This is a genomic window from Streptomyces camponoticapitis, assembly GCF_014646115.1.
In the GTDB taxonomy this organism is placed as follows: Bacteria; Actinomycetota; Actinomycetes; order Streptomycetales; family Streptomycetaceae; genus Streptomyces; species Streptomyces camponoticapitis.
In genome coordinates, this window is sequence record NZ_BMMV01000004.1 from 16,476 (window position 1) to 43,182 (window position 26,707).

Here is a 26,707-nt window from a genome sequence, read left to right on the forward strand (position 1 = left end):
CGCGCAACTGGCCCGTGTCGCTGTTGGGCCGAACGGGTGAGGAGCGGGAGTATGGCCGGATGAAGACACAGCACGCGGGCGGGGTGATCCGGTGAGCAGATACGGCGGGTACGACAGGTACGACGCCACCGACGAGCAGTGGGAGGGCCTGGCTCAGGTCGTCCCACTGCGGGGCCGCAACGAATGGCCCTCACGCGTCGACCATCGCGCGATCCCGGACGAGTACGAGGCCGAGCAGCGGCGATTCGTCGTCCTGCGGGTGCGGGTGTTCGCCGACGCGCGTGAGGTCGCGGAGTATCTGATCGCGCAGATCCCGGTGCTCCTCGACCTGACCGGCGCGGACACGGACGTGGCCAAGCGGATCCTGGACTTCAGCAGCGGTGTCGTATTCGGGCTCGGCAGCGGAATGCACCGGGTCGAGCGCAACGTCTTCCTCCTCGCGCCCGTCGGCACCGAGGTCGAGGGCATCGCGGCGGCGGCGGCCCAGCAGCCGTGACGGGAACCCTGATACATCTGGGTCCGTGACCGAACAACTTGATGTACGGAAATTGCAGCGCCGGCTGGTGGAGTTCGCGGCGGCGCGTGAGTGGGAGCCGTACCACACACCGAAGAACCTGGCCGCGGCGCTGAGCGTCGAGGCCTCCGAACTGCTGGAGATCTTCCAGTGGTTGACCCCCGAGCAGTCGGCGCGGGTGATGGAGGACCCCGAGTCGGCGCATCGCGTGCGGGACGAGGTCGCGGATGTGCTGGCGTATCTGCTCCAGTTCTGCGACGTGTTGGGGGTCGACGCGCTGAGCGCGCTCGCCGAGAAGATCGACCGGAATGAGCTGCGCTTCCCGCGGAGCGCCCCCGGCGCCTGATCCCGCATCTCCGTCGTCGTCGCGGTCGTCAAGGTCCTCGCGGTCCTCGTCGTCCTCGTCGTCGTACGGGGCTCCGTACGACTCCGCGTCCGGGTCCGGGCCCGCGTCCACATCAGACCGACTCGTCACTCTGCGGAGTGGCCGAGTTATCCACAACTGGCTTCCTGTCCACAGATTTCCGAATTCCTCTGGTCTTTCTGTTGCCGACACCTCACTCTGGGTAATGAGTAAGTGGGCAGGGTGTTCGACAGACGGGGACAGCCGGACAGTTCGGACAGACGGAGACGGGGATGGCGGATGGACGCGGAGAGGCTCATCGCGGCCGGCCGGGTTGCCTTGGCCCGGAGCGGTGCGGCGTTGGACGTCGTGGCAGAGGCCTGGCAGGCACAGGCTCTCGCCCAGGCGATAGGGGACCAACTGGCCCTGCACGGACCGAAGGAGCTGAGGACGGAAGCACGGGACCTCGCTGAGACGGGCGCGCGAGGCGGCGCGTCACCCGACCACCCCTCGCTGCGCGCCGGGGGGATACGGGCGGCACAGCTCACGTCGGTGACGGACGCGCGCAGTGCGCTGACGGGTCTGGGCATGCTCCTCGGCGAGGCGGGGATCGCGCTGGTCTCGGTGGCCTGCGGGACGGACGAGGAGGGGTTGTACTGGCAGTGCATCGAGGCGATCGACGCGGCCGACGAATCGAACGACCGGGTGCACGGAATGCTGCGAAAGCTCACCATGCGGGACGAGATCCGTGAGCGGGGCTGGGAGACGGAGAAGGAGATGGGGTGAGCCGACGGCAGAGCAGACCGCTGAGAACATGGCTGACAACACGGCTGAGAGGGGAATGCCGGGGCCCCGGCGAGGAGGCGCCGCCGACGGGGGCTCGAAGGTGCAGGATGGATGCATGGATCTTCGAATCTTCACCGAGCCCCAGCAAGGGGCGAGCTACGAGACGCTGCTGACCGTCGCCAAAGCGACGGAAGACCTTGGCTTCGACGCCTTTTTCCGCTCCGACCACTATCTGCGGATGGGCTCCGCCGACGGTCTTCCCGGCCCCACCGATGCCTGGATCACACTGGCCGGTCTCGCGCGCGAGACCAAGCGGATCAGGCTCGGCACCCTCATGACGGCAGGCACCTTCCGGCTGCCGGGCGTGCTCGCCATCCAGGTCGCCCAGGTCGACCAGATGTCGGGCGGCCGGATCGAACTGGGCCTGGGCGCGGGCTGGTTCGAGGAGGAGCACAAGGCGTACGGCATTCCGTTCCCCGCGGAGAAGTTCGCCCGCCTGGAGGAGCAGCTGGCCATCGTCACGGGACTGTGGGGCACACCGCCCGGCGAGAAGTTCTCCTACGACGGGTCGTACTACCAACTGGCCGACTCACCCGCTCTGCCCAAGCCGGCCCAGGCCAAGATCCCGATGCTCATCGGCGGACACGGCGCGACGCGCACCCCGCGCCTCGCGGCGCAGTACGCCGACGAGTTCAACATCCCGTTCGCCTCGATCGGCGACAGCGAGAGGCAGTTCGGCCGCGTACGGGAGGCGGCGGACAAGGCCGGACGGAAGGCCGACGACCTGGTGTACTCGACCGCGCTGGTCGCCTGCGTGGGCAGGACCGACGCGGAGGTGGCCCGCCGGGCCGCGTCCATCGGACGGGAGGTGGAGGAACTGAAGGCGAACGGACTCGCGGGCTCGCCCGCCGAGGTTGTCGACAAGATCGGCCGGTACGGGGCGATCGGCGCGTCACGCATCTACTGCCAGATGCTGGATCTCGACGATCTCGACCACCTGGAACTGCTCTCCTCCCAGGTCCAGTCCCAACTGGGCAGCAGCCTGATCGAGCACTCCGCACGCTGAGCGGACCGGTCCGCCGGCCGAGGACGAGGAGGTGTCCGTGAAGCCCGCCCGCACACTCGCCGCCGCGCTCGCCGAGGGCAGCCTTGTCCTCGACGGCGGGCTCTCCGACCAACTCCGGGCGCAGGGCTGCGACTTGTCCGGCGAGCTGTGGTCGGCGCGGCTCCTGGACGACGGTCCGGAGCAGATCGAGGCGGCACACGCCGCCTACGTACGGGCCGGCGCTCAGGTGCTGATCACCGGCAGCTACCAGGCGACGTACGAGGGCTTCGCCCGCCGGGGCATCGGCCGGGCCCGGGCGTCCCGGCTGCTGGCCGACAGCGTGACCCTGGCCCGGCGGGCGGGGGCCGAGGTGGCACGGGAGATCTGGGTGGCGGCCTCGGTCGGCCCGTACGGGGCGATGCTCGCGGACGGCAGTGAGTACCGGGGACGGTACGGGCTGTCGGTCCGGGAGTTGGAACGCTTCCACCGCCCGAGGATCGAGACGCTGGCGGCGGCGGGTCCGGACGTCCTGGCGCTGGAGACGGTGCCGGACACCGACGAGGCGGAGGCGCTGCTCAGAGCGGCGGAGGGGTGCGGAGTCCCGGTCTGGCTCTCGTACACGATCGCGGGCGACCGCACGCGTGCGGGCCAGCCACTGGCCGAGGCGTTCGCCCTGGCGGCGGGCAGGGACGAGGTGATCGCGGTGGGCGTCAACTGCTGCGACCCGTCGGACGCGGCCGGCGCGGTCGCACTCGCGGCGTCGATCACCCATGAACCGGTGGTGGTCTACCCGAACAGCGGGGAGGCGTGGGACGCGAAAACGAAGGGGTGGGTGGGGGAGGGGAGGGGGGAGGGCCCCCTCCCTGCGGCCCGGCTCCACACCTGGCGGGCGGCCGGGGCCCGGCTCCTCGGCGGCTGCTGCCGCGTAGGCCCGGATCGCATCGCGGAGGTCGCGACCCTGCTGCGCGCGGAGAGGGACGGCTCCGCCGAAACTCCCTCGTAGCCGCTGGTCGTACGGGCCATACTCGGTCAGGTGTTCCTGACGATCAGTACTACCGGCACCCCTGAACGCCCCGCCACCGACCTCGGGTTTCTGCTGCACAAGCATCCCGACAGGGCGCAGACGTTCTCGACCTCGCACGGCATCGCGCACGTCCTCTATCCCGAGGCGTCCGCCGAGCGCTGCACGGCGGCGCTTCTGCTGGAGGTCGATCCGGTGGCTCTCGTCCGGCGGGGCAAGGGCAAAGGACGCGGCGGTGCGCCCGACGCGGCGCTCGCGCAGTACGTCAACGACCGTCCGTACGCCGCCTCCTCGCTGCTCGCCGTCGCGCTCAGCACCGTCTTCAAGAGCGCGCTGCGCGGTGTGTGCAAAGCGCTGCCCGAGCGCGCCGCCGAGCCCCTGCCCCTGCGGATCGAGCTGCCCGCCGTGCCCGCGCGTGGCGGCGCCGACCTCGTCCGTGGTCTCTTCGAGCCGCTGGGGTGGACGACGGTCGACGCGCGGCCGGTGGCGTTGGACGAGACGTTTCCCGCGTGGGGTGACTCGCGTTACGTGACGCTGGTACTGGAGGGGGAGCTGCGACTCGCCGACGCGCTGCGGCAGTTGTATGTGCTTCTGCCGGTGCTCGACGACGCCAAGCACTACTGGGTCGCGCCCGACGAGGTCGAGAAGCTGCTGCGGGCCGGTGACGGCTGGCTCGCGGATCACCCGGAGCGGCGGCTCATCACCAGCCGCTATCTGACCCGCCGTTGGGGGCTGACCCGGGAGGCCACCGAACGGCTCGAACTCGTCCGCCTCGCCGAGGCCGACGACGTCGGCGTCGAGGCGATCGACAACGCCGTCGAGGACCCGGCACCGGACGAGGAGACGGAGGAGACCGCGAAGGTCGAGAGGACCGTCTCGCTCGCCGAGCAGCGCCGTGACGCGATTCTCACCGCCCTGCGCGACGCGGGCGCCGCCAGCGTGCTCGACCTCGGCTGCGGCCAGGGCCAGCTCGTACAGGCGCTGTTGAAGGACGTGCGTTTCACCAGGGTCGTCGGCGTCGACGTGTCCGTCCGCGCGCTCACCGTCGCCGCCCGCCGGCTCAAGGTGGAGCGGATGAGCGAGCGCCAGGCCGAGCGCGTCGCGCTGATGCAGGGCTCGCTGACGTACACGGACAAACGGCTCAAGGGTTACGACGCCGCCGTCCTCAGCGAGGTGATCGAGCACCTGGACCTGCCGAGGCTGCCCGCGTTGGAGCACGCGGTGTTCGGTACGGCCCGGCCCGCGACCGTGGTCGTGACGACGCCGAACGTCGAGTACAACGTCCGCTGGGAGACGCTGCCCGCGGGGCACGTCCGCCACCGCGACCACCGCTTCGAGTGGACACGCGCGGAGTTCCGCGCCTGGGCTTCGAGGGTGGCGTCGCTCCACGGGTACGCCGTGCGCCACCTGCCGGTGGGACCGGACGACCCCGAGGTGGGCCCGCCCACCCAGATGGCGGTGTTCACCGTCGCCGACAGCGCGAAGACCACGACCGTGAAGGAGGAGAAGGCCGCATGACCGACAACATGACCGACAACGAGACCACCGGGACCGACGAGACCCGCACCCTCCCCGTCACCGACCTCTCCCTCGTCGTTTTGATCGGCGCCACCGGCTCCGGCAAGTCGACCTTCGCGCGCGCCCACTTCAAGCCCACCGAGGTCATCTCCTCCGACTTCTGCCGCGGCCTCGTCGCCGACGACGAGAACGACCAGAGCGCCAGCGGCGACGCCTTCGACGTACTCCACTACATCGCCGGCAAGCGCCTCGCCGCCGGCCGGCGCACCGTGGTCGACGCCACCAACGTCCAGCCGGAGAGCCGCCGGCAGCTCGTGCGGCTCGCCAGGGAACACGACGTCCTGCCCATCGCGATCGTCCTCGATCTCCCCGAGGCGGTCTGCGCCGAACGCAACGCCGTGCGCCCCGACCGCGCCGGCATGCCCCGCCATGTCATCAAGCGCCACCAGCGGGAGCTGCGCCGTTCGCTCCGGGGGCTCGAACGCGAGGGCTTCCGCAAAGTCCACATCCTGCGCGGCGTCGAGGAGGTCGAGCGCGCCGAGGTCGTCACCGAGCGCCGCTACAACGACCTCACCCACCTCACCGGCCCCTTCGACATCATCGGCGACATCCACGGCTGCCGCTCCGAGCTGGACACCCTGCTGTCCCGGCTCGGTTACGCGGACGGCGACGGCGCGCACCCCGAAGGCCGTACGGCGGTCTTCGTCGGCGACCTCGTCGACCGGGGCCCCGACAGCCCCGGCGTGCTGCGCCGCGTGATGCGCATGGTCGGCGCGGGCAACGCGCTCTGTGTGCCGGGCAACCACGAGAACAAGCTCGGCCGCTGGCTCAAGGGCCGCAAGGTCCAGCTGACCCACGGACTCGCCGAGACCGTCGAGCAGTTGGGGAAGGAGGACGACGCCTTCCGCGAGGAGGTACGGGCCTTCATCGACGGTCTCGTCTCCCACTACGTCCTGGACGGCGGCAAGCTGGTCGTCTGCCACGCCGGTCTGCCGGAGAAGTACCACGGCCGCACCTCGGGCCGGGTCCGTTCACATGCCCTGTACGGCGACACGACCGGCGAGACGGACGAGTTCGGTCTGCCCGTCCGCTACCCGTGGGCCGAGGACTACCGGGGCCGGGCGGCGGTCGTGTACGGGCACACCCCCGTACCGAACACCTCCTGGATCAACAACACCATCTGCCTGGACACCGGCGCGGTCTTCGGCGGCAGGATGACGGCGTTGCGCTGGCCCGAGCGTGAACTGGTCGACGTACCGGCGGAGCGCGTCTGGTACGAGCCGGCGAAGCCGCTGCACACGGCGGCGCCCGGCAGCCGTGAGGGCCGGCCGCTCGACCTCGCCGACGTGCACGGCCGGCGTGTGGTGGAGACCCGTCACATGGGCCGGCTCGCGGTGCGCGAGGAGAACGCGGCGGCCGCCCTTGAGGTGATGAGCCGCTTCGCGGTCGACCCGCGCCTGCTCGCCTATCTGCCGCCGACCATGGCGCCCACGGCGACGTCACGCGAGGACGGCTTTCTGGAGCACCCGGCGGAGGCGTTCGCGCAGTACCGAGACGACGGCGTGGCGCGAGTCGTGTGCGAGGAGAAGCACATGGGCTCGCGCGCGGTGGCGCTGGTCTGCCGCGACGCGGCCGTGGCGCGCGAGCGCTTCGGTATCGGCGGGACCGACGCGGGCGCCGTAGCCGTGACCGGCACTGGCACTGGCACTGGCACCGACGGTCGCGGTGGTGCGCCGACCGGCGCGCTGCACACCCGCACCGGGCGGCCCTTCTTCGACGACCCGGCGGTCACCGAGGAGATCCTGGGCCGCCTCCGTACGGCCATCGGCGCCGCCGGCCTCTGGGACGAGCTCGAAACGGACTGGCTGCTGCTCGACGCCGAGCTGATGCCCTGGTCGCTGAAGGCCACCGGTCTGCTGCGTACCCAGTACGCGGCGGTGGGAGCTGCGGCGGGTGCCGCCTTCCCGGCCGTGACGAGCGCGCTCGAAGCGGCTGTCGGCCGGGGCGTCGACGTGGGTGCGCTGCTGACCGGCCAGCGGGAACGGGCGGCGGACGCGACGGCGTTCACCGAGGCGTACCGCCGCTACTGCTGGGAGACGGACGGCCTGGAGGGCGTACGGCTCGCGCCGTTCCAGATCCTCGCCGTGCGGGGCCGCAGCCTGGCCTCCGTACCGCACGACCGGCAGCTGGCCTGGCTCGACCGCCTGACCGAGCACGACCCGACGGGTCTGCTGCAGGTCACCCGGCGGCTGGTCGTGGACACGGCCGACGAGGCGTCGGTGCGGTCCGGGGTCGACTGGTGGCTGGAGATGACCGGGCGCGGCGGCGAGGGCATGGTCGTCAAGCCGCTCCAGGCGCTCGCACGGGACGCCAAGGGGCGCCTGGTGCAGCCGGGCATCAAGGTGCGCGGGCGGGAGTATCTGCGGATCATCTACGGCCCCGAGTACACCCGGCCGGAGAATCTGGAGCGGCTGCGCGGGCGGTTCCTGGGGCACAAGAGGTCGTTGGCGCTGCGGGAGTACGCGCTCGGGCTCGAAGCGCTGGACCGGCTGGCGGGGGACGAACCGCTGTGGCGCGTCCACGAGGCGGTGTTCGCGGTGCTCGCCCTGGAGTCGGAGCCGGTCGACCCCCGCCTCTAGGGTCTGTCGTGTGGATCAGGCCGGATCAGGGAGCGGGGTCTGGTGCGTGCGATCGCAAGGCGGAGGAGGGAGGCATGGCGGAGCCATGCCGACCGACGACAACGCGGCGAGCGCGCGTGCCAGGGACCGCGAGCCCGGCAAGATCCACACGACAGACCCTAGTGCGCGGCCGCCCGGTCTCTGAGTCATTCGCAGCGTGAAAGCCCCCCGATCCGCGAGGATGGGGTTATGGGATTCCACGTCGACTCCGAGACCGGGCGGCTGCGCCGCGTCATACTGCACCGCCCTGACCTGGAGCTCAAGCGGCTCACGCCCAGCAACAAGGACACGCTGCTCTTCGACGACGTGCTCTGGGTGCGCCGCGCCCGCGAGGAGCACGACGGTTTCGCCGACGTTCTGCGTGACCGGGGGGTCAAGGTCCATCTCTTCGGTGACCTGCTGCGCGAGTCCCTCGACCTCCCGGCGGCACGCGCGCTCGTCCTGGACCGCGTCTTCGACGAGAAGGAGTACGGCCCGCTCGCCACCGACCATCTGCGCGCGGTCTTCGACTCGCTGCCGACGGACGATCTCGCGGAGGCGCTGGTCGGCGGGATGACCAAGCGGGAGTTCCTGGACAGCCACGCCGAACCGACCTCTGTCCGCTTCCATGTCATGGACCTGGACGACTTCCTGCTCGACCCGCTGCCGAACCACATCTTCACCCGCGACACCTCCGCCTGGATCTACGACGGCGTCTCCATCAACGCGATGCGCTGGCCGGCCAGGCAGCGCGAGACCGTCCATTTCGAGGCGATCTACAAGCACCACCCCCTCTTCACCGGACCCGATGCCGGTCCCTTCCACCACTGGTCGGAGGGGCAGGGCGACTATCCGTCCACCATCGAGGGCGGCGACGTCCTGGTCATCGGTGAGGGCGCCGTGCTGATCGGGATGAGCGAGCGCACCACGCCGCAGGCCGTCGAGATGCTGGCGCGCGGGATGTTCGAGGCCGGCTCGGCCAGGACGATCGTGGCCCTGGACATGCCGAAGCGGCGCGCTTTCATGCATCTCGACACGGTGATGACGATGGTCGACCGCGATGTCTTCACGCAGTACGCGGGCCTCGGCATGCTCCGCTCGTACACGATCGAGCCGGGCGCGGGCGGGAATGAACTCAAGGTGACCGACCATCCGCCGGAGCACATGCACCGGGCGATCGCCGCCGCCCTGGGTCTGGACAGGGTCCGTGTCCTGACGGCGACGCAGGACGTGCACGCGGCCGAGCGTGAGCAGTGGGACGACGGCTGCAACGTGCTGGCCGTCGAGCCGGGCGTGGTCGTGGCGTACGAGCGCAACGCGACGACCAACACGTTTCTGCGCAAGCAGGGGATCGAGGTGATCGAGATCCGTGGCAGTGAGCTGGGCCGGGGGCGGGGCGGGCCGCGCTGTATGAGCTGCCCGATCGAACGGGAAGCCGTCTGAGCGAAAGGAGGCGCTGTCTGAGCGGACGGGACGCCGGGCCTCACTCAGGGGGCACCAAGACCCTCTGTATATCAATACGGCATGGCGTATATAGTTCCAAGGTCTCTGTATCGGTCCCGTACAGGTCCCCGTATTCGCGAAGCAGGAGCAGCCCCATGGCGATACAACTCGCAGGCCGCCACTTCCTCAAGGAGCTCGACTTCACCGCCGAGGAGTTCCGTGGGCTGGTCGAGCTGGCCGCCGGGCTCAAGGCCGCGAAGAAGGCGGGCAACGAGGTCCAGCTCCTGCGCGGCAAGAACATCGCCCTCATCTTCGAGAAGGCCTCCACCCGCACCCGCTGCGCCTTCGAGGTGGCCGCCGCCGACCAGGGCGCCTCCACGACGTACATCGACCCGGCCGGCTCGCACATCGGGAAGAAGGAGTCCGCGAAGGACACCGCCCGCGTGCTCGGCCGGATGTTCGACGGGATCGAGTTCCGCGGGGACGCGCAGTCGACCGTCGAGGAACTGGCCGCCCACGCCGGCGTGCCCGTCTTCAACGGGCTCACCGCCGACTGGCACCCCACCCAGATGCTCGCCGACGTGCTCACCATGACCGAGCACACCGACAAGCCGCTGGACCGGATCGTCTTCGCCTACCTCGGCGACGCCCGCTACAACATGGGCAACTCCTACCTCGTCACCGGCGCGCTGCTGGGCATGGACGTACGGATCGTCGGGCCCCGCGCCTACTGGCCGGCGGACGACGTCGTCGCCGTGGCGCGCAAGGCCGCCGAGGTCAGCGGCGCCCGCATCACGCTCACCGAGTCCATCGCCGAGGGTGTCGGCGGCGCCGACTTCGTGGCCACGGACGTGTGGGTGTCGATGGGGGAGCCGCAGGAGGTCTGGGACGAGCGCATCGCGGCCCTCGGGCCGTACAGCGTGACCATGGACGTCCTGACCGCGACGGGGAATCCGGACGTGAGGTTCCTGCACTGCCTCCCGGCCTTCCACGACCTGGGGACCGTCGTCGGGTGGGAGATCCACGAACGCCACGGGCTCACGGAGCTCGAAGTGACGGACGAGGTCTTCGAGTCCGCGCACTCCGTGGTCTTCGACGAGGCGGAGAACCGGCTGCACACCATCAAGGCCGTGCTCGTCGCGACGCTGGCCCCGGATCTCGCGCCCGTGCCCGCTCCGGTCGCACCGGGTGGCTCAGCGCGTTGACAGGGTGAACCAGACCGCCTTGCCCTGATCCGTCGGGCGGTGACCGCAGTCGGCGCTCAGCGTACGGATCAGGACCAGTCCCCGTCCGTGCTCCTGCCAGGGGTCCGGCATATGGCCGGGCACCGGCGTCGACAGGTCGCCCGGCGGGCCCGGGTCGCCGTCGTGGACCTCGATCTGACAGCCCGAGGGCAGCAGCTCGACCACCAGCTCTATGGGCACGGCCGGATTCGTGTGCTCGACGGCGTTGGCGACCAGCTCCGCCGTCAGCAGCTCCGCCGTGTCGCTGTCCGCCGTCGGCCCGATGTCGGTGAGAGCCGTACGGATCAGGGCACGCGCCATCGGCACAGCCGCCGCGCTGTGCGGCAGCGTGAGGCGCCAGAGGGCGGTGTCCGGTCTTTCGGGCAAGGCGGGGATTCCGTTCGAGGTGCTGTGGAGATGCCACCAGGTCCGGTGCCGGAAGTCGGGGAGTCTCCCGGCGCGGGTGGGCCTTGGGTCAGCTTTACGGAGCGTAAACAGGTTCACAAGGGGCAGCGGACTGCCGGAAATGGGACCTCCGCCACATATCACCCGGGACCTTTGGCGGCGGCGACGAGACCTGTACGGCTCCTGTACGGAAGCCGTACGGGCTCCGTACGGCGTGCCGCGCACCTTATCGCGTACTCGTGACGGCAGTCACGGGCAAGTGATACCTTGCTTGCGAGGGTCCGCCCCCGGCGTCCCGCCGCTCCGGGCGACCGGCACACAGCATCGAGCTGAAGGAGGCCGCACCCCATGAGCCCGTTCTCCGGCTCCACCCCCCGCACCGAGGAGTGGCGCCATCTGCGGCTGACGCGCGAGGACGGCGTCGCGACCGTCACCCTCGCCCGCCCCGACAAGCTCAACGCCCTCACCTTCGGCGCCTACGCCGACCTGCGCGACCTGCTCGCCGAGCTGTCCAGGGAGCGGTCCGTCCGCGCCCTCGTGCTGGCGGGCGAGGGGCGCGGCTTCTGCTCGGGCGGTGACGTGGACGAGATCATCGGTGCCACGCTCTCCATGGACACCGCCCAGCTCCTCGACTTCAACCGGATGACCGGCCAGGTGGTCAGGGCCGTACGCGAATGCCCGTTCCCGGTGATCGCCGCCGTCCACGGGGTCGCCGCGGGTGCCGGTGCGGTCCTGGCGCTGGCCGCCGACTTCCGGCTCGCCGACCCCACCGCGCGCTTCGCCTTCCTCTTCACCCGCGTCGGTCTCTCCGGCGGCGACATGGGCGCGGCCTATCTGCTGCCGCGCGTCGTCGGGCTCGGACACGCCACCCGGCTGCTGATGCTGGGCGAGCCCGTGCGTGCGCCCGAGGCCGAACGGATCGGCCTCATCAGCGAGTTGACCGACGAGGGCGCCGCCGACAGCCGCGCCGCGGAACTCGCCCGCCGGCTCGCCGACGGCCCGGCCCTCGCGTACGCGCAGACCAAGGCGCTGCTCACGGCCGAGCTCGACATGCCGCTCGCCGCGTCCGTCGAACTGGACGCCGCCACGCAGGCGTTGCTCATGAACGGCGAGGACTACGCGGAGTTCCACGCCGCATTCACGGAGAAGCGGCCCCCCAAGTGGCAGGGCCGCTGACCGTGTCGGCGCCGCTGAACCCGCCCGCCGACAACCCGCTGAGGATCGCCGTCATCGGCGGCGGACCCGGCGGGCTGTACGCCGCCGTCCTGCTCAAACGGCTCGATCCGCGCCGCGAGATAACCGTGTGGGAGCGCAACGCCCCCGACGACACCTTCGGTTTCGGCGTCGTCCTCTCCGACGAGACCCTCGGCGGAATCCAGCACGCCGACCCCACCGTCCACAGTGCCCTCCAGGACGAGTTCGTGCGCTGGGACGACATCGACATCGTCCACCGGGGCCGCGCCCTGACCTCCGGCGGTCACGGCTTCGCCGCCCTGGGCCGCCGCCGGCTCTTGGAAATCCTCCACGAGCGCTGCGCGTCACTGGGCGTACGGCTCCGCTTCCGCACCCAGGCACCGCCCGCCGCCGAACTGGCCGCCGCCCACGACCTGGTGATCGCCGCCGACGGTGTCAACAGCCGCACCCGCGAGACCCACGCCGATGTCTTCCGGCCCACCGTCACCACCGAACGCTGCCGCTACATCTGGCTGGCCGCCGATTTCGCCTTCGACGCGTTCCGCTTCGAGATCGCCGAGACCGAGCACGGCGTGATGCAGCTGCACGGCTATCCGTTCTCGACCGACGCCAGCACCGTCATCGTCGAGATGCGTGAAGAGGTCTGGTACGCCGCCGGGTTCGACACACTCGACGAGGGGCAGTCCACCGAGCGGTGCGCGAAGATCTTCGCCGACGCGCTCGGCGGCCGGGCGCTGCGCGCCAACAAGTCGTCCTGGACGGCGTTCCGTACGGTCGTGAACGAACGCTGGAGCCACGGCAACACCGTCCTCATCGGCGACGCCGCCCACACCGCGCACTTCTCCATCGGCTCCGGCACGAAGCTCGCCGTCGAGGACGCCCTCGCGCTCGCCGCGTGCGTCGAGGAGCGGCGGAAATCCGGGGGACCGGACGACCTGCCTGCCGCGCTCGCCGCGTACGAGGCCGAGCGACGGCCCGTCGTGGAGTCCACGCAGCGCGCGGCGGCGGCGAGTCTGCGCTGGTTCGAGGAGCTGGCCACCTACACGGACCAGCCGGCCCGGCAGTTCGCGTTCGGCCTCCTCACCCGCAGTCGCCGCGTCACGCACGACAATCTGCGGCTGCGCGACGCGGGATTCACCGGCGCGGTGGAGGAGGACTTCGGCTGTGAACCCGGTACGCCCCCGATGTTCACCCCCTTCCGGCTGCGGGGACTGACGCTGCGCAACCGGGTGGTCGTCTCGGCCATGGACATGTATGTCGCCGATGAGGGTGTGCCGGGCGACTTCCACCTCGTGCACCTCGGGGCCCGGGCCCTCGGCGGGGCGGGTCTCGTCATGACCGAGATGGTGTGTGTCAGCCCGGAGGGCAGGATCACCCCGGGTTGCACCGGGCTCTGGACCGACGCACAGGGCGCCGCCTGGCGGCGGGTGACGGACTTCGTCCACAACGGGGCACCGGGCGCCCCCGATTCACCTCATGCGTCCGGCGCCGCGATCGGCGTTCAGCTCGGCCACTCGGGCCGCAAGGGCTCCACCCGCCTCATGTGGGAGGGCATGGACCAGCCGCTGCCGGACGGCAACTGGCCGCTGTCCGCCGCCTCGGCCCTGCCGTATCTCCCCGGCGTCAGCCAGGTCCCGCACGCGCTCGACCGGGCCGGACTGACCGCGATCCGCGAGCAGTTCGCGTCCGCGACCCGGCGCGCCGCGGGTGCGGGCTTCGACCTGCTCGAACTCCACTGCGCCCATGGGTATCTGCTTTCCGGTTTCCTCTCCCCGCTGACCAACACGCGGACCGACGCGTACGGCGGCGACCTCGCGGGACGGCTGCGCTATCCACTCGAAGTCTTCGACGCCGTAAGGGAGTTGTGGCCGGACGAGAGGCCGATGACGGTACGGATCTCCGCCACCGACTGGGCCGCGGGCGGCAACACCGCCGAGGAGGCGGTCGAGATCGCCCGCGCGTTCGCCGCGCACGGCGCCGACGCGATCGACGTGTCGACCGGGCAGGTCGTCCCCGGGGAACGCCCCGAGTTCGGCCGCTCCTACCAGACGCCGTTCGCCGACCGGATCCGTAACACCCTCTCGGTGCCGGTGGTCGCCGTCGGCGCCATCTCGTCGTGGGACGACGTCAATTCGCTGCTGCTGGCCGGCCGCGCCGATCTGTGCGCGCTGGCCCGCCCCCACCTCTACGACCCGCACTGGACCCTGCACGCTGCGGCCGACCAGGGCTACAGCGGTCCGGCCGCGCCATGGCCGCCGCCGTACCGGGCGGGCAGCCGCACACCCCCGACGGGCCGCACGGACGGCCCGAAACCGAGGCTCACCCTGACGTGACCGGGCCCGGGGCGCCGTCCTCGCCCCGCGCGCCGTTCAGGCACTCGTGGCACAGGCAGCCCTCCGGGTGCGGCGCACCGGCGAAGGCCTCACTCCGGTACGTCGCCGCCAGCCGTTCCAGACCGGTGGCCCGCCGCCGCACACATTCCTCGTCATGCCCCTCGGGCCGGGCGCGGCGCAGCACGGCGGGGGAGTGCACGAGCTTCGCCCGGAAGGTGTGCAGATGCCGGGTCGGGGTGGCGATGGTGATCCAGTGACCGGTGTTGCGTGCCTGGCCGATCGCGGTCACTTCCATGTTGCCCATGCCGGGGTAGTCGAGGACGACGAAGACCCGGGCGCCGCCCTTGTACGCCTTCGTACCGGGCCGCAACTCCTGGCCGCCGTCGCCGTAACGGCGCCACCGCACGACGTTGGCGACGACCATCCACTGCGGTTCCGGTGCCCCGTCCATGATCCCGATAATGGCCGCGCCCGGCCCCGCGAGTCATCTCATTTCATGCGGGGCGTACGAACTCGGCGCCCGCGTCGCGCAGTTGGGCGTGCAGTGCGCTGAAGACCTCCACCGAACGTCCGCCCGGCCACCCCCTCGGCAGCAGCTCCACCGGCAACCCTGGGTCCGCGTAGGGGAGTTGGCGCCAGGAGTCGAGCGCCAGCGAGTAGTCCCGGTAGGCGTCCTCGGCGGAGCCGGCGCCGGGTCCGTCCGGCGGACCGTGCGTCTCCCACCGCCGCAGCACCGGCTCGTGCGCCTTCAGGAACTCCGTGTGCAGCGCGGCGATCTCCCCGAGGTCCCACCACCGCCCCACCGCCTCGGCCGTCGCCGCGAAACCCAGGTGCTCGCCGCGGAACAGGTCGACGTACGGATCGAGCCGCAGCCGCTCCAGCACGTGCCGCGTCTCCTCGTACAGATGGCCCGGCGCGATCCACACACCCGGCGCGGCGGTCCCGAAGCCCAGCCGGGCCAGCCGGGATCGCAGTTGATGACGCTTGTGCCGCTCGGCCTCCGGGACGGAGAACACCGCCAGCACCCAGCCGTCCGACAGCCGGGGCACGGGACGGCCGTAGATACGCCGGTCCCCGTCGTCGAGAAGCTGCCGCGCGTCGGCCGAGAGCGCGTAACCCGCCGCGCCCTCCGGCGTGCGCTCGGCGATCAGCAGCCCCCGGCGCTTGAGCCGCGACACCGACGACCGCACCGACGGCGCGTCGACCCCGAGCGCGCCGAGCAGCCGGACCAGCTCGGCAACGGCGAGGGGGGCGCCGTCCGGCATCCGGCCGTACGCGCCGTAGAGGGTGACGATCAGGGATCGCGGGGTGTGCTGCTCGGCCACGTGATCACTCTAGGGGGTGGACAGGGCGGCCCCTGAGCGATGTTCAGGAACCCGGCCGGAGCCGGAAGCGCTGGAGTTTGCCTGTCGGTGTACGGGGGAGCGCGTCCAGGAACTCGAAGACGCGCGGGCATTTGTACGGCACGAGCCGCGTCGTGACGAACGCGCGGAGCGCTTCCTCCGTCTCCTCGCCGGGCCGGGCCCCCTCCCGGAGCACTATGTACGCCGCCACTATCTGGCCCCGCAACTCGTCGGGATGTCCCACCACCGCCGCCTCCGCCACGTCGGGGTGCGCCAGCAGCGCCTCCTCGACCTGGGGGCCCGCGATGTTGTACCCGGCCGAGATGATCATGTCGTCCGCGCGTGCGACATAGCGGAAGTAGCCGTCCGGCTCCCGCACATAGGTGTCGCCCGTGAGGTTCCAGCCGTCGCGTACGTAGACGGACTGGCGCGGATCGGCGAGATAGCGGCAGCCCACCGGGCCCCGGACGGCGAGCAGCCCGGGCTCCCCGTCGGGCAGCGGGTCGCCGCATTCGTCGACGACACGCGCCTGCCAGCCGGGCACCGGCACGCCCGTCGTGCCCGGTCTGACCGCGTCGTCGGCGGCCGAGATGAAGATGTGCAGCAGCTCGGTGGCGCCGATGCCGTTGATGACGCGGATCCCGGTCCGGTCGTACCAGTCCTGCCAGGTGGCGGCGGGCAGATTCTCCCCCGCCGACACACAGCGGCGCAGCCCGGAGATGTCGTACGCGCCCCCTCCCGCCCCGTCCGCCGCGCCCAGCTCGGTGAGCATCACGCGGTACGCCGTCGGCGCCGTGAACAGCACCGACACCCCGCGCTCGGCGACAGCCCCCAACAGCTGCCTGGGACCCGCGTGTTCGAGCAGCAGCGTCGACGCGCCCGCCCGCATCGGGAAGACCACCAGGCCGCCGAGCCCGAAGGTGAAGCCGAGCGGCGGACTGCCGGCGAACACGTCGTCCGGCTCCGGGCGCAGCACATGGCGCGAGAACGTGTCGGCTATGGAGAGGACGTCGCGGTGGAAGTGCATACAGCCCTTGGGCCGCCCCGTCGTCCCCGAGGTGAAGGCGATGAGGGCGACATCGTCGGCGGCGGTCTCCACCGCCTCGTACCGGTCCGGTTTCCGCTCCGCCAGCCGTAGCAGATCGTCCGGCGCGTCCCCTCCGTACGTCGTGACGCGCAGCCCCGGCACCTCCGCCTCGACCAGGTCGTCCACCGACCTGATGTCGCAGAGCGCGTGTGTGGCCCGCGCGATCTCGCACATCGTGGCCAGCTCGCGGGCCCGCTGCTGGGCGAGGACCGTCACCGCCACCGCGCCCGCCTTCAGGACGGCGAGCCAGCACGCCGCCAGCCAGGGCGTCGTCGGGCCGCGCAGCAGGACCCGGTTGCCCGGCACCACACCCAGGTCGCAGGTCAGGACATGGGCGATCCGGTCGACGTGGCCGCGCAGTTGGCCGTACGACCAGGTGTCGCCCGACGGGAGATGGAAGACGGGGCGGCCGGCGCCGAAGCGCTCCACGGTGCGGTCGAGCAGTTCGACGGCGCAGTTGAGCCGGTCGGGCCCGCGCAGACCGGGCGGGTCGAAGACGAGTTCCGGCCACTGCTCGGGCGGGGGCAGATGGTCGCGCGGAAAAGTGTCGCGGTGCGCCGAGGGTGTCAGAACCGCCGGTGTCAGCTCCATCGTTCGCCCCCTCGTGGGGTGGCTTGGTGGCCTTGTGCTTCGAGCGTATCGTGTAGGTGACGGCAGTCAACAGTCCGCGATAGACGCGATTCAAGTGAGGGCCCGGATGCCCGTATTCTCGCTCGATCCGGCACAAAAGCACTGGTGCGACGAGCTGCGCGCCGTCGCCGCCGACCGCCTGCGCCCGCTCGCCGAGAAGGGCGGGCCGGGCCGGATCAACCGCCCGCTCGTCGCCGCTCTCGGTGAGCTGGGGCTCCTCGACCGCATGCTGACCGCGGGAGCGCTCGACCTCTGTCTGCTGCGCGAATCCCTGGCCCACGGCTGTACGGAGGCGGAGACCGCGCTCGCCCTCCAGGGGCTCGGCAGTTACCCGATCGTCCAGTCCGGCACCGACGGACAACGGGCGCGCTGGCTGCCCGAGGTGGCCGCGGGCCGCGCCGTGGCCGCGTTCGCGCTGAGCGAGCCGGGCGCCGGGTCCGACGCGGCGGCGCTCGCGCTCACCGCCGTCCCGCGGGAGGGTCCGGACGGCCCCGGCTGGCTGCTCACCGGCGAGAAGCGCTGGATCTCCAACGCGCCCGAGGCCGACTTCTACACCGTCTTCGCCCGTACGACCGCGGGCGCCGGCGCGCGCGGTGTCACCGCGTTCCTCGTCCCCGCCGACCGGCCCGGACTGACCGGCACACCGATCGAGATGCTCTCGCCGCACCCCATCGGCGCCCTGGCCTTCGACTCCGTACCGGTGAGCGCCGCCGATGTCCTGGGTGAGGTGGACCGGGGCTTCCGTGTCGCCATGGACACCCTCAATCTCTTCCGCCCGAGCGTCGGCGCGTTCGCGGTCGGCATGGCGGGCGCCGCCCTGGAGGCGACCCTCGCCCACACCGCGGACCGCACGGCGTTCGGCGGCCCGCTCAAGGACCTCCAGTCCGTCTCCCACCAGGTCGCGGAGATGGCGACGCGTACGGAGGCGGCCCGGCTGCTGGTGTACGCGGCGGCGGAGGCGTACGACTCGGGGGCGCCGGACGTGCCGCGCCGGTCGGCGATGGCGAAGCTGTTCGCGACGGAGACCGCGCAGTACGTCGTCGACGCCGCCGTCCAGCTCCACGGCGCACGCGCCCTGCAACGCGGGCATCTGCTGGAACACCTCTACCGGGAGGTCCGCGCGCCCCGTATCTACGAGGGCGCGACCGAGGTCCAACGCACCATCATCGCGAAGGAGTTGTACGGATGAGTCTGCAGCGGACCAACCCGGCCGAACTCGCGCCGCCCTCCGGCTTCTCGCACGCGGTGAGCGTGACGGCGACGGACGGCCGGCTGGTCTTCCTGGCCGGCCAGACCGCGCTCGACGGGGCGGGCACGATCGTGGGGGAGACCCTGGTCGAGCAGTTCGAGACCGCCCTCGGCAACCTCCTCGCCGCGCTGGCCGCGACAGGCGGCGCCCCGGCGCATCTCGCGCGTGTCACCGTCTACGCCACCGACATCGCGGACTACCGCGCCCACGCCGCCGAACTGGGCCGGGTGTGGAAGCGCCTCGCGGGCCGCGACTACCCGGCGATGGCGGTGATCGGTACGGTCCGGCTCTGGGACGAGAGCGCGCTGGTGGAGCTGGACGGCATCGCGATGGTCCCCGCCGAATCGGCGAGTTGAGTAAAAGTTAAGTAATCTTCGCCCAACTCCCTTACCCGCAAAGCGGAAATATGCTTGACCGGTCTATGGACCGGGCCACGTGACCGCCTCTACGTTGAACGGCACGCCGTGCGAGAACGGAGCATCCGCATGAAGGACGTCACCCCCCTGACCGAGGGCTGGACGCTGCGCCACGAGCGGACCGACATACCCGCGGCGGTCCCCGGCTGCGTCCACACCGACCTGCTCGCCGCCGGGCTGATCGAGGACCCGTTCGTCTCCCGGAACGAGACGGCCGTGGCCTGGGTGGGCCGTACCGACTGGCGTTACGACACCGTGCTCGCCCCTCGCGACACCGCACATGAGCGCACCGACCTCGTCTTCGACGGCCTCGACACCGTCGCCACCATCAGCGTCGGCGGCACCCCCATCGCCAACACCCGCAACATGCACCGGAGTTACCGCTTCGACGTCACCGACCGGCTGGATCCCGCCGTCCCGACACCGCTCTCCGTGGATTTCACCTCCGCCTACACCGAGGCCGAGGCGGTCCGCGCGCTGGTGGGCGAGCGGCCCAACGCCTATCCCGAACCGTTCCAGTACATCCGCAAGATGGCCTGCTCCTTCGGCTGGGACTGGGGACCGACCCTCGTCACCGCCGGCATGTGGAAGCCCGTCCGCCTGGAGCACTGGTCCACCGCCCGGCTCGCCACCGTCCGCCCGCTCGTGACCGCCGACGGCGCGACCGGCCGCGCCGAACTGCGTGTCGATGTCGAGCGGACCCCCACCTGCGGGATCCTCACCGCCCGTGCCCGAGTCGGCGACCACACCGCATCCGTCGACTTCGACGGCCCGCACGCCACCCTCACCGTCGAAGTCCCCGACGCCGCGCTGTGGTGGCCCCGCGGTTACGGAGAACAGAGCCTGTACCGGGCGGAGTTGGAGCTGCTCGACACCGACGGGACGGTCCTCGACCGCTGGGAGCGCCGGATCGGATTCCGTACGGTCACCCTCGACACCGGCCCCGACGCGCACGGCACCGCCTTCACCCTGGCCGTCAACGGTGAGCCGCTCTTCGCACGCGGCGTCAACTGGATCCCCGACGACGTCTTCCCCTCCCGCGTCACTCCCGACCGCTACCGCGCCCGCCTCACCCAGGCCGCCGAAGCGGGCGTCAACCTCGTACGGGTCTGGGGCGGCGGCATCTACGAGAGCGACGACTTCTACGACGTCTGCGATGAACTCGGCCTGATGGTCTGGCAGGACTTCCTCTTCGCCTGCGCCGCCTACCCCGAAGAGCGGCCGCTGCGCTCGGAGATCGAGGCCGAGGCCCGGGAGAACGTCACCCGTCTCATGCCGCACGCCTCCCTCGTCCTGTGGAACGGCAACAACGAGAACCTGTGGGGCTTCCGCGACTGGGACTGGGAGCCCGAGCTCAACGGCGACTCCTGGGGCGAGGGCTACTACCTGGGCCTGCTGCCCCGCGTCGTCGCCGAGACCGACCCCACCCGGCCCTACTGGGCGGGCAGCCCCTGGTCCGGCTCCTGGGACCACCACCCCAACGACCCCGCGCACGGCACCGCGCACTCCTGGGACGTGTGGAACCGCACCGACTACACCGACTACCTCGACGCCGTCCCCCGCTTCGTCGCCGAGTTCGGCTGGCAGGCACCGCCCGCCCACGCCACCCTGCGGCGCGCGCTGCCGGGAGAGGAACTGTCCGCCACCTCGCCCGGCATGCTCCACCACCAGAAGGCCCACGACGGCAACGGCAAACTGGAGCGGGGCCTGGCCCACCACTTCGCCGTGCCCGGGGCGGGGCCGGAGAACTTCGACCGCTGGCACTACCTCACCCAGCTCAACCAGGCCCGCGCCATCGCCACCGGCATCGAACACTGGCGCTCCCACTGGCCGGTGTGCGCGGGCACCGTCCTCTGGCAGCTCAACGACTGCTGGCCGGTGACCTCCTGGGCCGCCGTCGACGGCGACGGACGCCTCAAGCCGCTGTACCACACACTGCGGCGGCTGTACGCGGACCGGCTGCTCACCCTGCCGACCCGCGACGGCCGGCCGGCCGTCGTCGCCGACAACCAGTCGCCGGCACCCTGGGACGCGGAGGTACGGCTGCGCCGCATGGCCGCCGACGGCCGGACCCTCGCCGAGACGACGGTGACGGCGCGCGCCGGGGCGCGCTCGGTCGCGGTCGCGACGGTGCCCGACGACCTGCTGCCGGACGCCGGTTCCGCGAAGGAGTTCCTGGTCGCCGACGCGGGTGGGCTGCGGGCGGTCCACTTCCCCGTACGCGACCGGGAGTTCGCCTTCCCCGCCCCGCGCTACGACGTGGAGACCGTCCCCCACGGCGAGGGGGCCGGTGCCGTGGACGTCGTCGTCACCGCCCGTACGCTGCTGCGCGATCTGCTGCTCCAGGCCGACCGGCTCGCCCCCACCGCCGTCGCCGACCAGGGGCTGCTCACACTGCTGCCCGGCGAGAGCGTCACCATCCACGTACGCGGCTGGGACGGCGACGGGGCCGGCTCGCCCGCCACCGTCCGGGCCGCGCTGTTCATGGTGGAGCCGGCGTGAGCGCGGCCGGGCGGCGGCCGACCATCAGGGACGTCGCCGCCCGCGCCGGCGTCTCGCGCGCCGCCGTCTCCCTCGCCTTCAACGACAAGCCGGGCGTGTCCGAGACCACACGGGCGCACATCCTTGAGACCGCCAGGCAGCTGGGCTGGGAGCCCAACCGCTCGGCCCGCGCCCGAGGCCCCCGGGGCACCGGAACCGTAGGTCTCGCGATCTGCCGCCCGGCCCGCCAACTGGGCCTGGAACCCTTCTACATGGACTTCATCTCCGGCATCGACAGCGTCCTCACCGAGCACTCCGGTGCCCTGCTGCTGCGTCTGGTGCGGGACACGGACGAGGAGATCGAACTCCAGCACCACTGGTGGAGATCGGGCCAGGTCGCCGGCTCCGTACTGGTCGACCTCCGGCGCGACGACCCGCGCGTCCCCGCCCTCGCCAGGCTCGGCATGCCGGTGGTCGCCGTCGGCCACCCGTCGCTCGCCGGGCCGTTCACGGCCCGGTGGACGGACGACGGTACGGCCGTCACCGAGGCCGTCCGCTACCTCGCCGCTCTCGGCCACCGCTCCATCGCCCGCGTCGGCGGACCGGCGGAGCTGGGTCACAGCGCCCTGCGCCGGGAGGCGTTCACGGCGGCCATGGCCGAACTCGGCCTGCCCGAGGGGCGGCAGAGCGCCACCGACTACTCCGGGGGCGCGGGCGCCCATGCCACCCGCTCGCTGCTCGCCTCCGCCGGGCGCCCCACGGCGATCATGTACGACAACGACCTCATGGCCGTCGCCGGACTGTCCGTCGCCGCCGAGATGGGGCTCCGGGTCCCGGCGGACGTCTCCCTGCTGGCCTGGGACGACTCGCAGCTGTGCCGGCTCACACACCCCTCGCTGTCCGCGATGAGCCATGACATCCACGCGTTCGGCGCCGAGGTGGCGCGGGCGATGCACGACGTCATCGGCGGCAAGCGCGTCTCCGCCCGGCCGGTCCCCACCCCGACCCTGACCCCACGCGGCTCCACCGGCCCACCGTCCCCGTAACCCCGCTTCGACGACCAGCGCGCCCCCGCAACCCCCCACCGAAGAGGAAGGTTCGCTTCGCCATGCGCGGAAACCGATCCCGGCTCGTCACCGTCGCCACGGCGGCACTCACCACGATGGTCATGTCCCTCACCGCCGCGCCCGCCCCCGCCCGGGCGTTCCCGGCCACCCCCAAGCAGGAGGTGCTGAACTACCTCAAATCCATTGCCGGTTCAGGCGTCGTCTCCGGCCAGCACAACAAGGAACCCGCCTCCGCCCCCGGCCGCTACACCCAGCTGGTGAAAGACATCACCGGCCAGTACCCGGGCCTGTGGGGCGGCGATCTCATGTTCCGCGCCGATGACGTCGCCAACCGGCAGCGCGTCATCGACCAGGCGAAGACCGAATGGGCCAACGGCTCACTCGTCACGCTGACATGGCATGTCTGCCCGCCGACCGCCGGCAGCTCGTGCGAGTTCGAGGGCGGCGTCAAGTCCAGGATCTCCAAGGAGGAGTTCGAGGCGACGGTGACCGACGGCACCGCCCTCAACACCGCGTGGAAGCGCCGCCTGGACGAGGTCGTCCCGTACCTCCGGCAGCTCAAGGACGCGGGCGTACCCGTACTGTTCCGCCCGCTCCACGAGATGAACGAGTCCTGGAACTGGTGGGGTGAGCGCCCCGGACCGAACGGCGGCGCCCGGCTCTACCGGATCACCCGCGACCACCTCGCCGGCAAGGGCCTCGACAACCTGCTCTGGGTCTGGAACGTCCAGGACAACCCGGCGGGCGGCTGGAGTTCGTACTACCCGGGTGACGACTACGTCGACGTGGTGTCGCTGGACGTCTGGTACAAGGGCCACCCCAGCGCCTCCGACCACCAGCAGCTCCGGACGATCGCGGGCGCCAAGCCGATCGCGATCGCCGAGATGGGCAAGATCCCCAATGCCGCGCTGCTCGACAGCCAGACACGCTGGTCGTACTTCATGCTCTGGTCCGAGCAGCTTCAGGGCAACAACTCCAACGCCGAGATCCAGGCCGGCTACTTCCACCCACGCGTCCTGAACCAGGGCGAGGTGGCGCCCTGAGGTCTGTTTCAGAAGTCCCCTCCGGCCCACCGCGCATGGCGCGCGCTCCCTGCGTTGTCGAAAGTCGCCCGAGTACGCCCGGTACGAGAGCGATCCTCTCGTTCCCCGGCGCCTCCCGGGCGACGGGCAGGGGACGGCCGCCCAGGTCAGCTGTCCAGATCGACGCGCACCGTCAGCAGGTTCGTGCCCACCAGCCGCACCATCGCGCTGTTGCCCTTCGGCAGGCTCTTGAGCCGCGCTCGCGGGTCGTCCTCCGGCACGGGGTGGGCGGTCCCGGTGTGCCATGTGCCCTTGATCCGGACGCGGACCCTCGGGTCGGCCATGATGTTCCGTACGTAGTGCGACTTGTCGCCGTACTCCGACACCAGCCAGAACTCCTGGCCGACCCGGGTCCCGCCGACCGGGGTCCGCCGGGGCTGTCCGGACGTACGGCCCGTGGTCTCCAGCAGCACCTGCCGCGGCATCCGCCTGGAGAGCGGATTGGCGACCCACCTCTGCAACGTCGTGACGGCCCGGTGCTTGATCTCGTCGTAGCGCGACATCCGTGACTCTCCCGTGTTCGATCGTCTCTCGGCCGTGTCCGCCGTTCGCGGGCCGCGGCCCGCTGTGGTGACGGCTTCTCATCCTTCTCTTACGCCGCTCATATGCTGTCATCACGCGCCGTACATATTTTTCGGGCCATGTTCCTCACCTACCTCAGGCGCGAACTGCGCCGCCGCCGAAAGGCCGCGCTCCTCGTCGCCTCGGGGCTCGCACTCGGTATCGCGCTGGTCATCGTCGTCAACTCCGTCTCCTCGGGCATGCAACAGGCCCAGGGGAAGGTGCTGGAGTCGCTGTACGGACTCGGCACGGACATGACCGTCACCAAGGCGGCCCCGCCCGCGTCCGAGGGCGGGCGCGCGGGGCCCCGCTTCAAATTCGACGCGCAGGACGGCGACGAGACGCAGAGCAGCGACATCGTCATGCCGCAGGGCTTCCAGACCCTCGCGTCCAGCACGGTGGACGAGGTCGCCGGCCAGTCCGGCGTGTCCGACGCCGTGGGCGGCCTCAGCCTCTCGGTCCTCAAGGTCGACGGGGAGTTCAAGCCGGGTGAGTTCAAGCCGAAGGAGGGCGGCGCGAGCGGTGGGGGCGGTGGCGGCGGCGGACCGCAGGGTGAAGTACGGGGCGGGGGAGCCGCGTTCGACGTCAACTCCTACACCGTCTACGGGACCGACACCGCGCGGCAGGACCTCGGCCCGCTGACCTCCTCCAAGATCACCGACGGCCGCACGTTCAGGGCGACCGAGACCGATGCCAGGGTGGCCGTCGCGGACTCGGCGTACGCGAAGGAGAAGAAGTACGAGGTCGGCACCGAAGTCACCGTCAAGGGAACGAAGTTCGAGATCGTCGGCATCGCCACCGCCGACAGCGGTGACGCGGCCGCGAATCTGTACGTCCCGCTGAAGCAGGCGCAGACCTTGTCCGACTCCGAGGACAAGGTCACCACGGTCTACGTCCAGGCCGACGACTCGCAGCGGATCGACGCCGTCAAGTCGGCCATCCAGAAGAACATCCCGGGAACCACCGTCACCACGTCCGCCGACCTCGCCGACACCGTCTCCGGCTCCCTCTCCACGGCGTCCGGCCTCGCCGCCAACGTCGGCAAGTGGCTCTCCCTCGCCGTCCTCATCGCCGCCTTCGTCGTCGCGGGACTGCTCACCATGTCGGCCGTAGGCCGCCGCGTACAGGAATTCGGCACGCTCAAGGCCCTCGGCTGGAAGAGCGGGCGCGTCACCCGGCAGGTCGTGGGCGAGGCGATGGTCAACGGCCTGGTCGGCGGAGTGCTCGGCATCGCCGTCGGCGTGGCCGGTGCCTACGCGCTGACCGCCGTCAGCCCGTCCCTGACCGCCGAACTCGGCGCCATGGGCGGCGGCCCCGGTGGCGGTGGCGGCGGCCTCCGTACGGGCGGCGGCCCGGGCGGGCAGGCCGCCGACAAGGCCGTCGAAATCGCCCTTTCCGCTCCCGTCTCCACCGCCACGATCGCCCTGGCGGTCGGCCTCGCGGTGACCGGAGGCCTGATCGCCGGCGCCTTCGGCGGCTGGCGCGCCTCCCGGCTCCGGCCCGCCGACGCGCTGCGCCGTGTCGAGTAGCGAGCGCCCTGCACCCGGCACCGAGCCGGTCAGCCGTCAGTCGTCAGCAGTCAGTGCTCAGCAGAGCCAGCAGCCCAGGAGTCGCACCATGTATGAACTCAGCGGCGTCACCAAGCGGTACCGCAGAGGCAAGGACACCGTCGACGCGCTCGCCGCGGTCGACCTGACCATCGGGGAGGGGGACCGGCTCGTCATCAAGGGCCCCACCGGCGGCGGCAAGTCCACCCTCCTCCAGATGCTCGGCGGGCTCGACCGCCCCACCGCCGGCAGCGTCATGCTCGACGGCACCGACCTCGCCCGGCTCGGCGAGGCCGGACTCACCGCCGTACGCGGCCGGACCATCGGCTTCGTCTTCCAGAGCTTCAACCTCATCCCCACCCTCTCGGCCCAGGAGAACGTCGAGACGGCGCTCGTCCCGCTCGGTACGAAGGCCAAGGAGCGCCGCGACCGGGCGGCCGAGGCCCTGCGCTCGGTCGGACTGGGGGAGCGCCTGAACCATGTGCCCTCCGAGTTGTCCGGCGGTCAGCAGCAGCGGGTGGCCATCGCGCGGGCGCTGGTGAAGCGGCCGAAGGTGCTGCTCGCCGACGAACCCACCGGCAATCTCGACGAGTCCATGCGCGACGAGATCATGGATCTGCTCGAAGGGCTCTGGAAGGAGCATGGGCTCACCTTCGTGATGGTCACCCACGACAGCGCCATCGCCCGCCGTGCGACCCGTCTGGCCACCATCAGGCGCGGGAGGATCACCATCACCGAACGCCCGGATTAGCCCGGATACGG

Annotated in this window: 23 protein-coding genes; 18 read left to right on the plus strand and 5 right to left on the minus strand. The window is 71.3% G+C overall.

Going from position 1 to position 26,707, the window contains the following annotated elements; genetic code table 11:
* The first annotated feature begins 91 nt into the window (after positions 1 to 91).
* The 9 genes from IEY79_RS07115 (at position 92) to argF (ending at position 10,532) form a co-directional block, all read left to right on the plus strand.
* Positions 92 to 496 (plus strand): cell division protein SepF, encoded by a 405-nt coding sequence (locus IEY79_RS07115; RefSeq protein ID WP_189106472.1) that lies wholly within the window; start codon positions 92 to 94, stop codon positions 494 to 496.
* A 25-nt stretch (positions 497 to 521) separates the two neighbouring features.
* Positions 522 to 860, plus strand: coding sequence for a nucleotide pyrophosphohydrolase (locus tag IEY79_RS07120; RefSeq protein ID WP_189106473.1), 339 nt, complete (start codon positions 522 to 524; stop codon positions 858 to 860).
* Positions 861 to 1,157: 297 nt separating this feature from the next.
* On the plus strand, positions 1,158 to 1,643 hold the full coding sequence (locus IEY79_RS07125) for a DUF6099 family protein (protein ID WP_189106474.1): 486 nt from the start codon (positions 1,158 to 1,160) through the stop codon (positions 1,641 to 1,643).
* Between the two features lie 115 nt (positions 1,644 to 1,758).
* Positions 1,759 to 2,709, plus strand: a complete 951-nt coding sequence (locus IEY79_RS07130) for an LLM class F420-dependent oxidoreductase (protein WP_189106475.1) — start codon at positions 1,759 to 1,761, stop codon at positions 2,707 to 2,709.
* A gap of 37 nt (positions 2,710 to 2,746) precedes the next feature.
* A complete protein-coding gene (mmuM, locus tag IEY79_RS07135) occupies positions 2,747 to 3,691 on the plus strand; it encodes a homocysteine S-methyltransferase (RefSeq protein ID WP_189106476.1) in 945 nt (314 codons plus the stop codon).
* 30 nt (positions 3,692 to 3,721) lie between these two features.
* Positions 3,722 to 5,227 carry a 3' terminal RNA ribose 2'-O-methyltransferase Hen1 gene (locus IEY79_RS07140; protein WP_189106477.1) on the plus strand — a complete coding sequence of 502 codons (1,506 nt, stop codon included), beginning with the start codon at positions 3,722 to 3,724 and terminating at the stop codon, positions 5,225 to 5,227.
* Entirely contained in the window at positions 5,224 to 7,866 is a 2,643-nt protein-coding gene (locus IEY79_RS07145; protein ID WP_229700722.1) for a polynucleotide kinase-phosphatase, read from the plus strand. Before IEY79_RS07140 ends, IEY79_RS07145 begins: the two co-directional genes overlap by 4 nt.
* Positions 7,867 to 8,094: 228 nt before the next feature.
* On the plus strand, positions 8,095 to 9,327 hold the full coding sequence (locus IEY79_RS07150; protein ID WP_189106478.1) for an arginine deiminase: 1,233 nt from the start codon (positions 8,095 to 8,097) through the stop codon (positions 9,325 to 9,327).
* A gap of 155 nt (positions 9,328 to 9,482) precedes the next feature.
* Complete coding sequence (gene argF / locus IEY79_RS07155) at positions 9,483 to 10,532, plus strand: ornithine carbamoyltransferase (RefSeq protein ID WP_189106479.1); 1,050 nt, start codon at positions 9,483 to 9,485, stop codon at positions 10,530 to 10,532.
* Here argF and IEY79_RS07160 read toward each other — a convergent pair.
* Positions 10,521 to 10,937, minus strand: a complete 417-nt coding sequence (locus tag IEY79_RS07160; protein ID WP_229700723.1) for an ATP-binding protein — start codon at positions 10,935 to 10,937, stop codon at positions 10,521 to 10,523. The two genes, argF and IEY79_RS07160, sit on opposite strands and share 12 nt — an antisense overlap.
* 366 nt (positions 10,938 to 11,303) lie before the next feature.
* On the opposite strand from IEY79_RS07160, the gene IEY79_RS07165 reads away from it, so the two are divergent.
* Together IEY79_RS07165 and IEY79_RS07170 are read left to right on the plus strand one after the other, a co-directional pair.
* Positions 11,304 to 12,131: an enoyl-CoA hydratase family protein gene (locus IEY79_RS07165; protein ID WP_189106480.1), complete on the plus strand. Its 828-nt coding sequence runs from the start codon at positions 11,304 to 11,306 to the stop codon at positions 12,129 to 12,131.
* Positions 12,116 to 14,482 (plus strand): bifunctional salicylyl-CoA 5-hydroxylase/oxidoreductase, encoded by a 2,367-nt coding sequence (locus IEY79_RS07170; protein ID WP_229700724.1) that lies wholly within the window; start codon positions 12,116 to 12,118, stop codon positions 14,480 to 14,482. Before IEY79_RS07165 ends, IEY79_RS07170 begins: the two co-directional genes overlap by 16 nt.
* Here the strand turns inward: IEY79_RS07170 and IEY79_RS07175 are convergent.
* Genes IEY79_RS07175 through IEY79_RS07185 form a run of 3 tightly spaced genes read right to left on the minus strand, consistent with a single transcriptional unit; the run spans position 14,469 to position 17,503 of the window.
* Positions 14,469 to 14,933, minus strand: coding sequence for a hypothetical protein (locus IEY79_RS07175; protein WP_189106481.1), 465 nt, complete (start codon positions 14,931 to 14,933; stop codon positions 14,469 to 14,471). The two genes, IEY79_RS07170 and IEY79_RS07175, sit on opposite strands and share 14 nt — an antisense overlap.
* 43 nt (positions 14,934 to 14,976) lie before the next feature.
* A complete protein-coding gene (locus IEY79_RS07180; RefSeq protein ID WP_189106482.1) occupies positions 14,977 to 15,807 on the minus strand; it encodes a PaaX family transcriptional regulator in 831 nt (276 codons plus the stop codon).
* A 43-nt stretch (positions 15,808 to 15,850) separates the two neighbouring features.
* Positions 15,851 to 17,503: an AMP-binding protein gene (locus tag IEY79_RS07185; RefSeq protein WP_189106483.1), complete on the minus strand. Its 1,653-nt coding sequence runs from the start codon at positions 17,501 to 17,503 to the stop codon at positions 15,851 to 15,853.
* A gap of 106 nt (positions 17,504 to 17,609) precedes the next feature.
* Here IEY79_RS07185 and IEY79_RS07190 point away from each other — a divergent pair, with 106 nt between their 5' ends.
* From IEY79_RS07190 to IEY79_RS07210, 5 genes are all read left to right on the plus strand, one after another.
* The gene (locus tag IEY79_RS07190; RefSeq protein WP_189106484.1) at positions 17,610 to 18,731 is read left to right on the plus strand and encodes an acyl-CoA dehydrogenase family protein; all 1,122 of its coding nucleotides are present in this window, start codon (positions 17,610 to 17,612) and stop codon (positions 18,729 to 18,731) included.
* The gene (locus tag IEY79_RS07195; protein WP_189106485.1) at positions 18,728 to 19,147 is read left to right on the plus strand and encodes a RidA family protein; all 420 of its coding nucleotides are present in this window, start codon (positions 18,728 to 18,730) and stop codon (positions 19,145 to 19,147) included. The genes IEY79_RS07190 and IEY79_RS07195 overlap by 4 nt, the downstream gene beginning before the upstream one ends.
* 129 nt (positions 19,148 to 19,276) lie before the next feature.
* Positions 19,277 to 21,709 carry a glycoside hydrolase family 2 protein gene (locus IEY79_RS07200; RefSeq protein ID WP_189106486.1) on the plus strand — a complete coding sequence of 811 codons (2,433 nt, stop codon included), beginning with the start codon at positions 19,277 to 19,279 and terminating at the stop codon, positions 21,707 to 21,709.
* On the plus strand, positions 21,706 to 22,734 hold the full coding sequence (locus IEY79_RS07205; protein ID WP_189106487.1) for a LacI family DNA-binding transcriptional regulator: 1,029 nt from the start codon (positions 21,706 to 21,708) through the stop codon (positions 22,732 to 22,734). Before IEY79_RS07200 ends, IEY79_RS07205 begins: the two co-directional genes overlap by 4 nt.
* Positions 22,735 to 22,796: 62 nt before the next feature.
* On the plus strand, positions 22,797 to 23,798 hold the full coding sequence (locus tag IEY79_RS07210; RefSeq protein ID WP_189106488.1) for a glycoside hydrolase family 26 protein: 1,002 nt from the start codon (positions 22,797 to 22,799) through the stop codon (positions 23,796 to 23,798).
* Between the two features lie 146 nt (positions 23,799 to 23,944).
* Here the strand turns inward: IEY79_RS07210 and IEY79_RS07215 are convergent, their stop codons facing one another.
* Positions 23,945 to 24,340 (minus strand): nitroreductase/quinone reductase family protein, encoded by a 396-nt coding sequence (locus IEY79_RS07215; protein ID WP_189106489.1) that lies wholly within the window; start codon positions 24,338 to 24,340, stop codon positions 23,945 to 23,947.
* Positions 24,341 to 24,478: 138 nt separating this feature from the next.
* Between IEY79_RS07215 and IEY79_RS07220 the strand changes: the two genes are divergently transcribed.
* A complete protein-coding gene (locus IEY79_RS07220) occupies positions 24,479 to 25,927 on the plus strand; it encodes an ABC transporter permease (RefSeq protein WP_189106490.1) in 1,449 nt (482 codons plus the stop codon).
* A gap of 88 nt (positions 25,928 to 26,015) precedes the next feature.
* Entirely contained in the window at positions 26,016 to 26,696 is a 681-nt protein-coding gene (locus IEY79_RS07225; RefSeq protein WP_189106491.1) for an ABC transporter ATP-binding protein, read from the plus strand.
* Positions 26,697 to 26,707 lie beyond the last annotated feature (11 nt).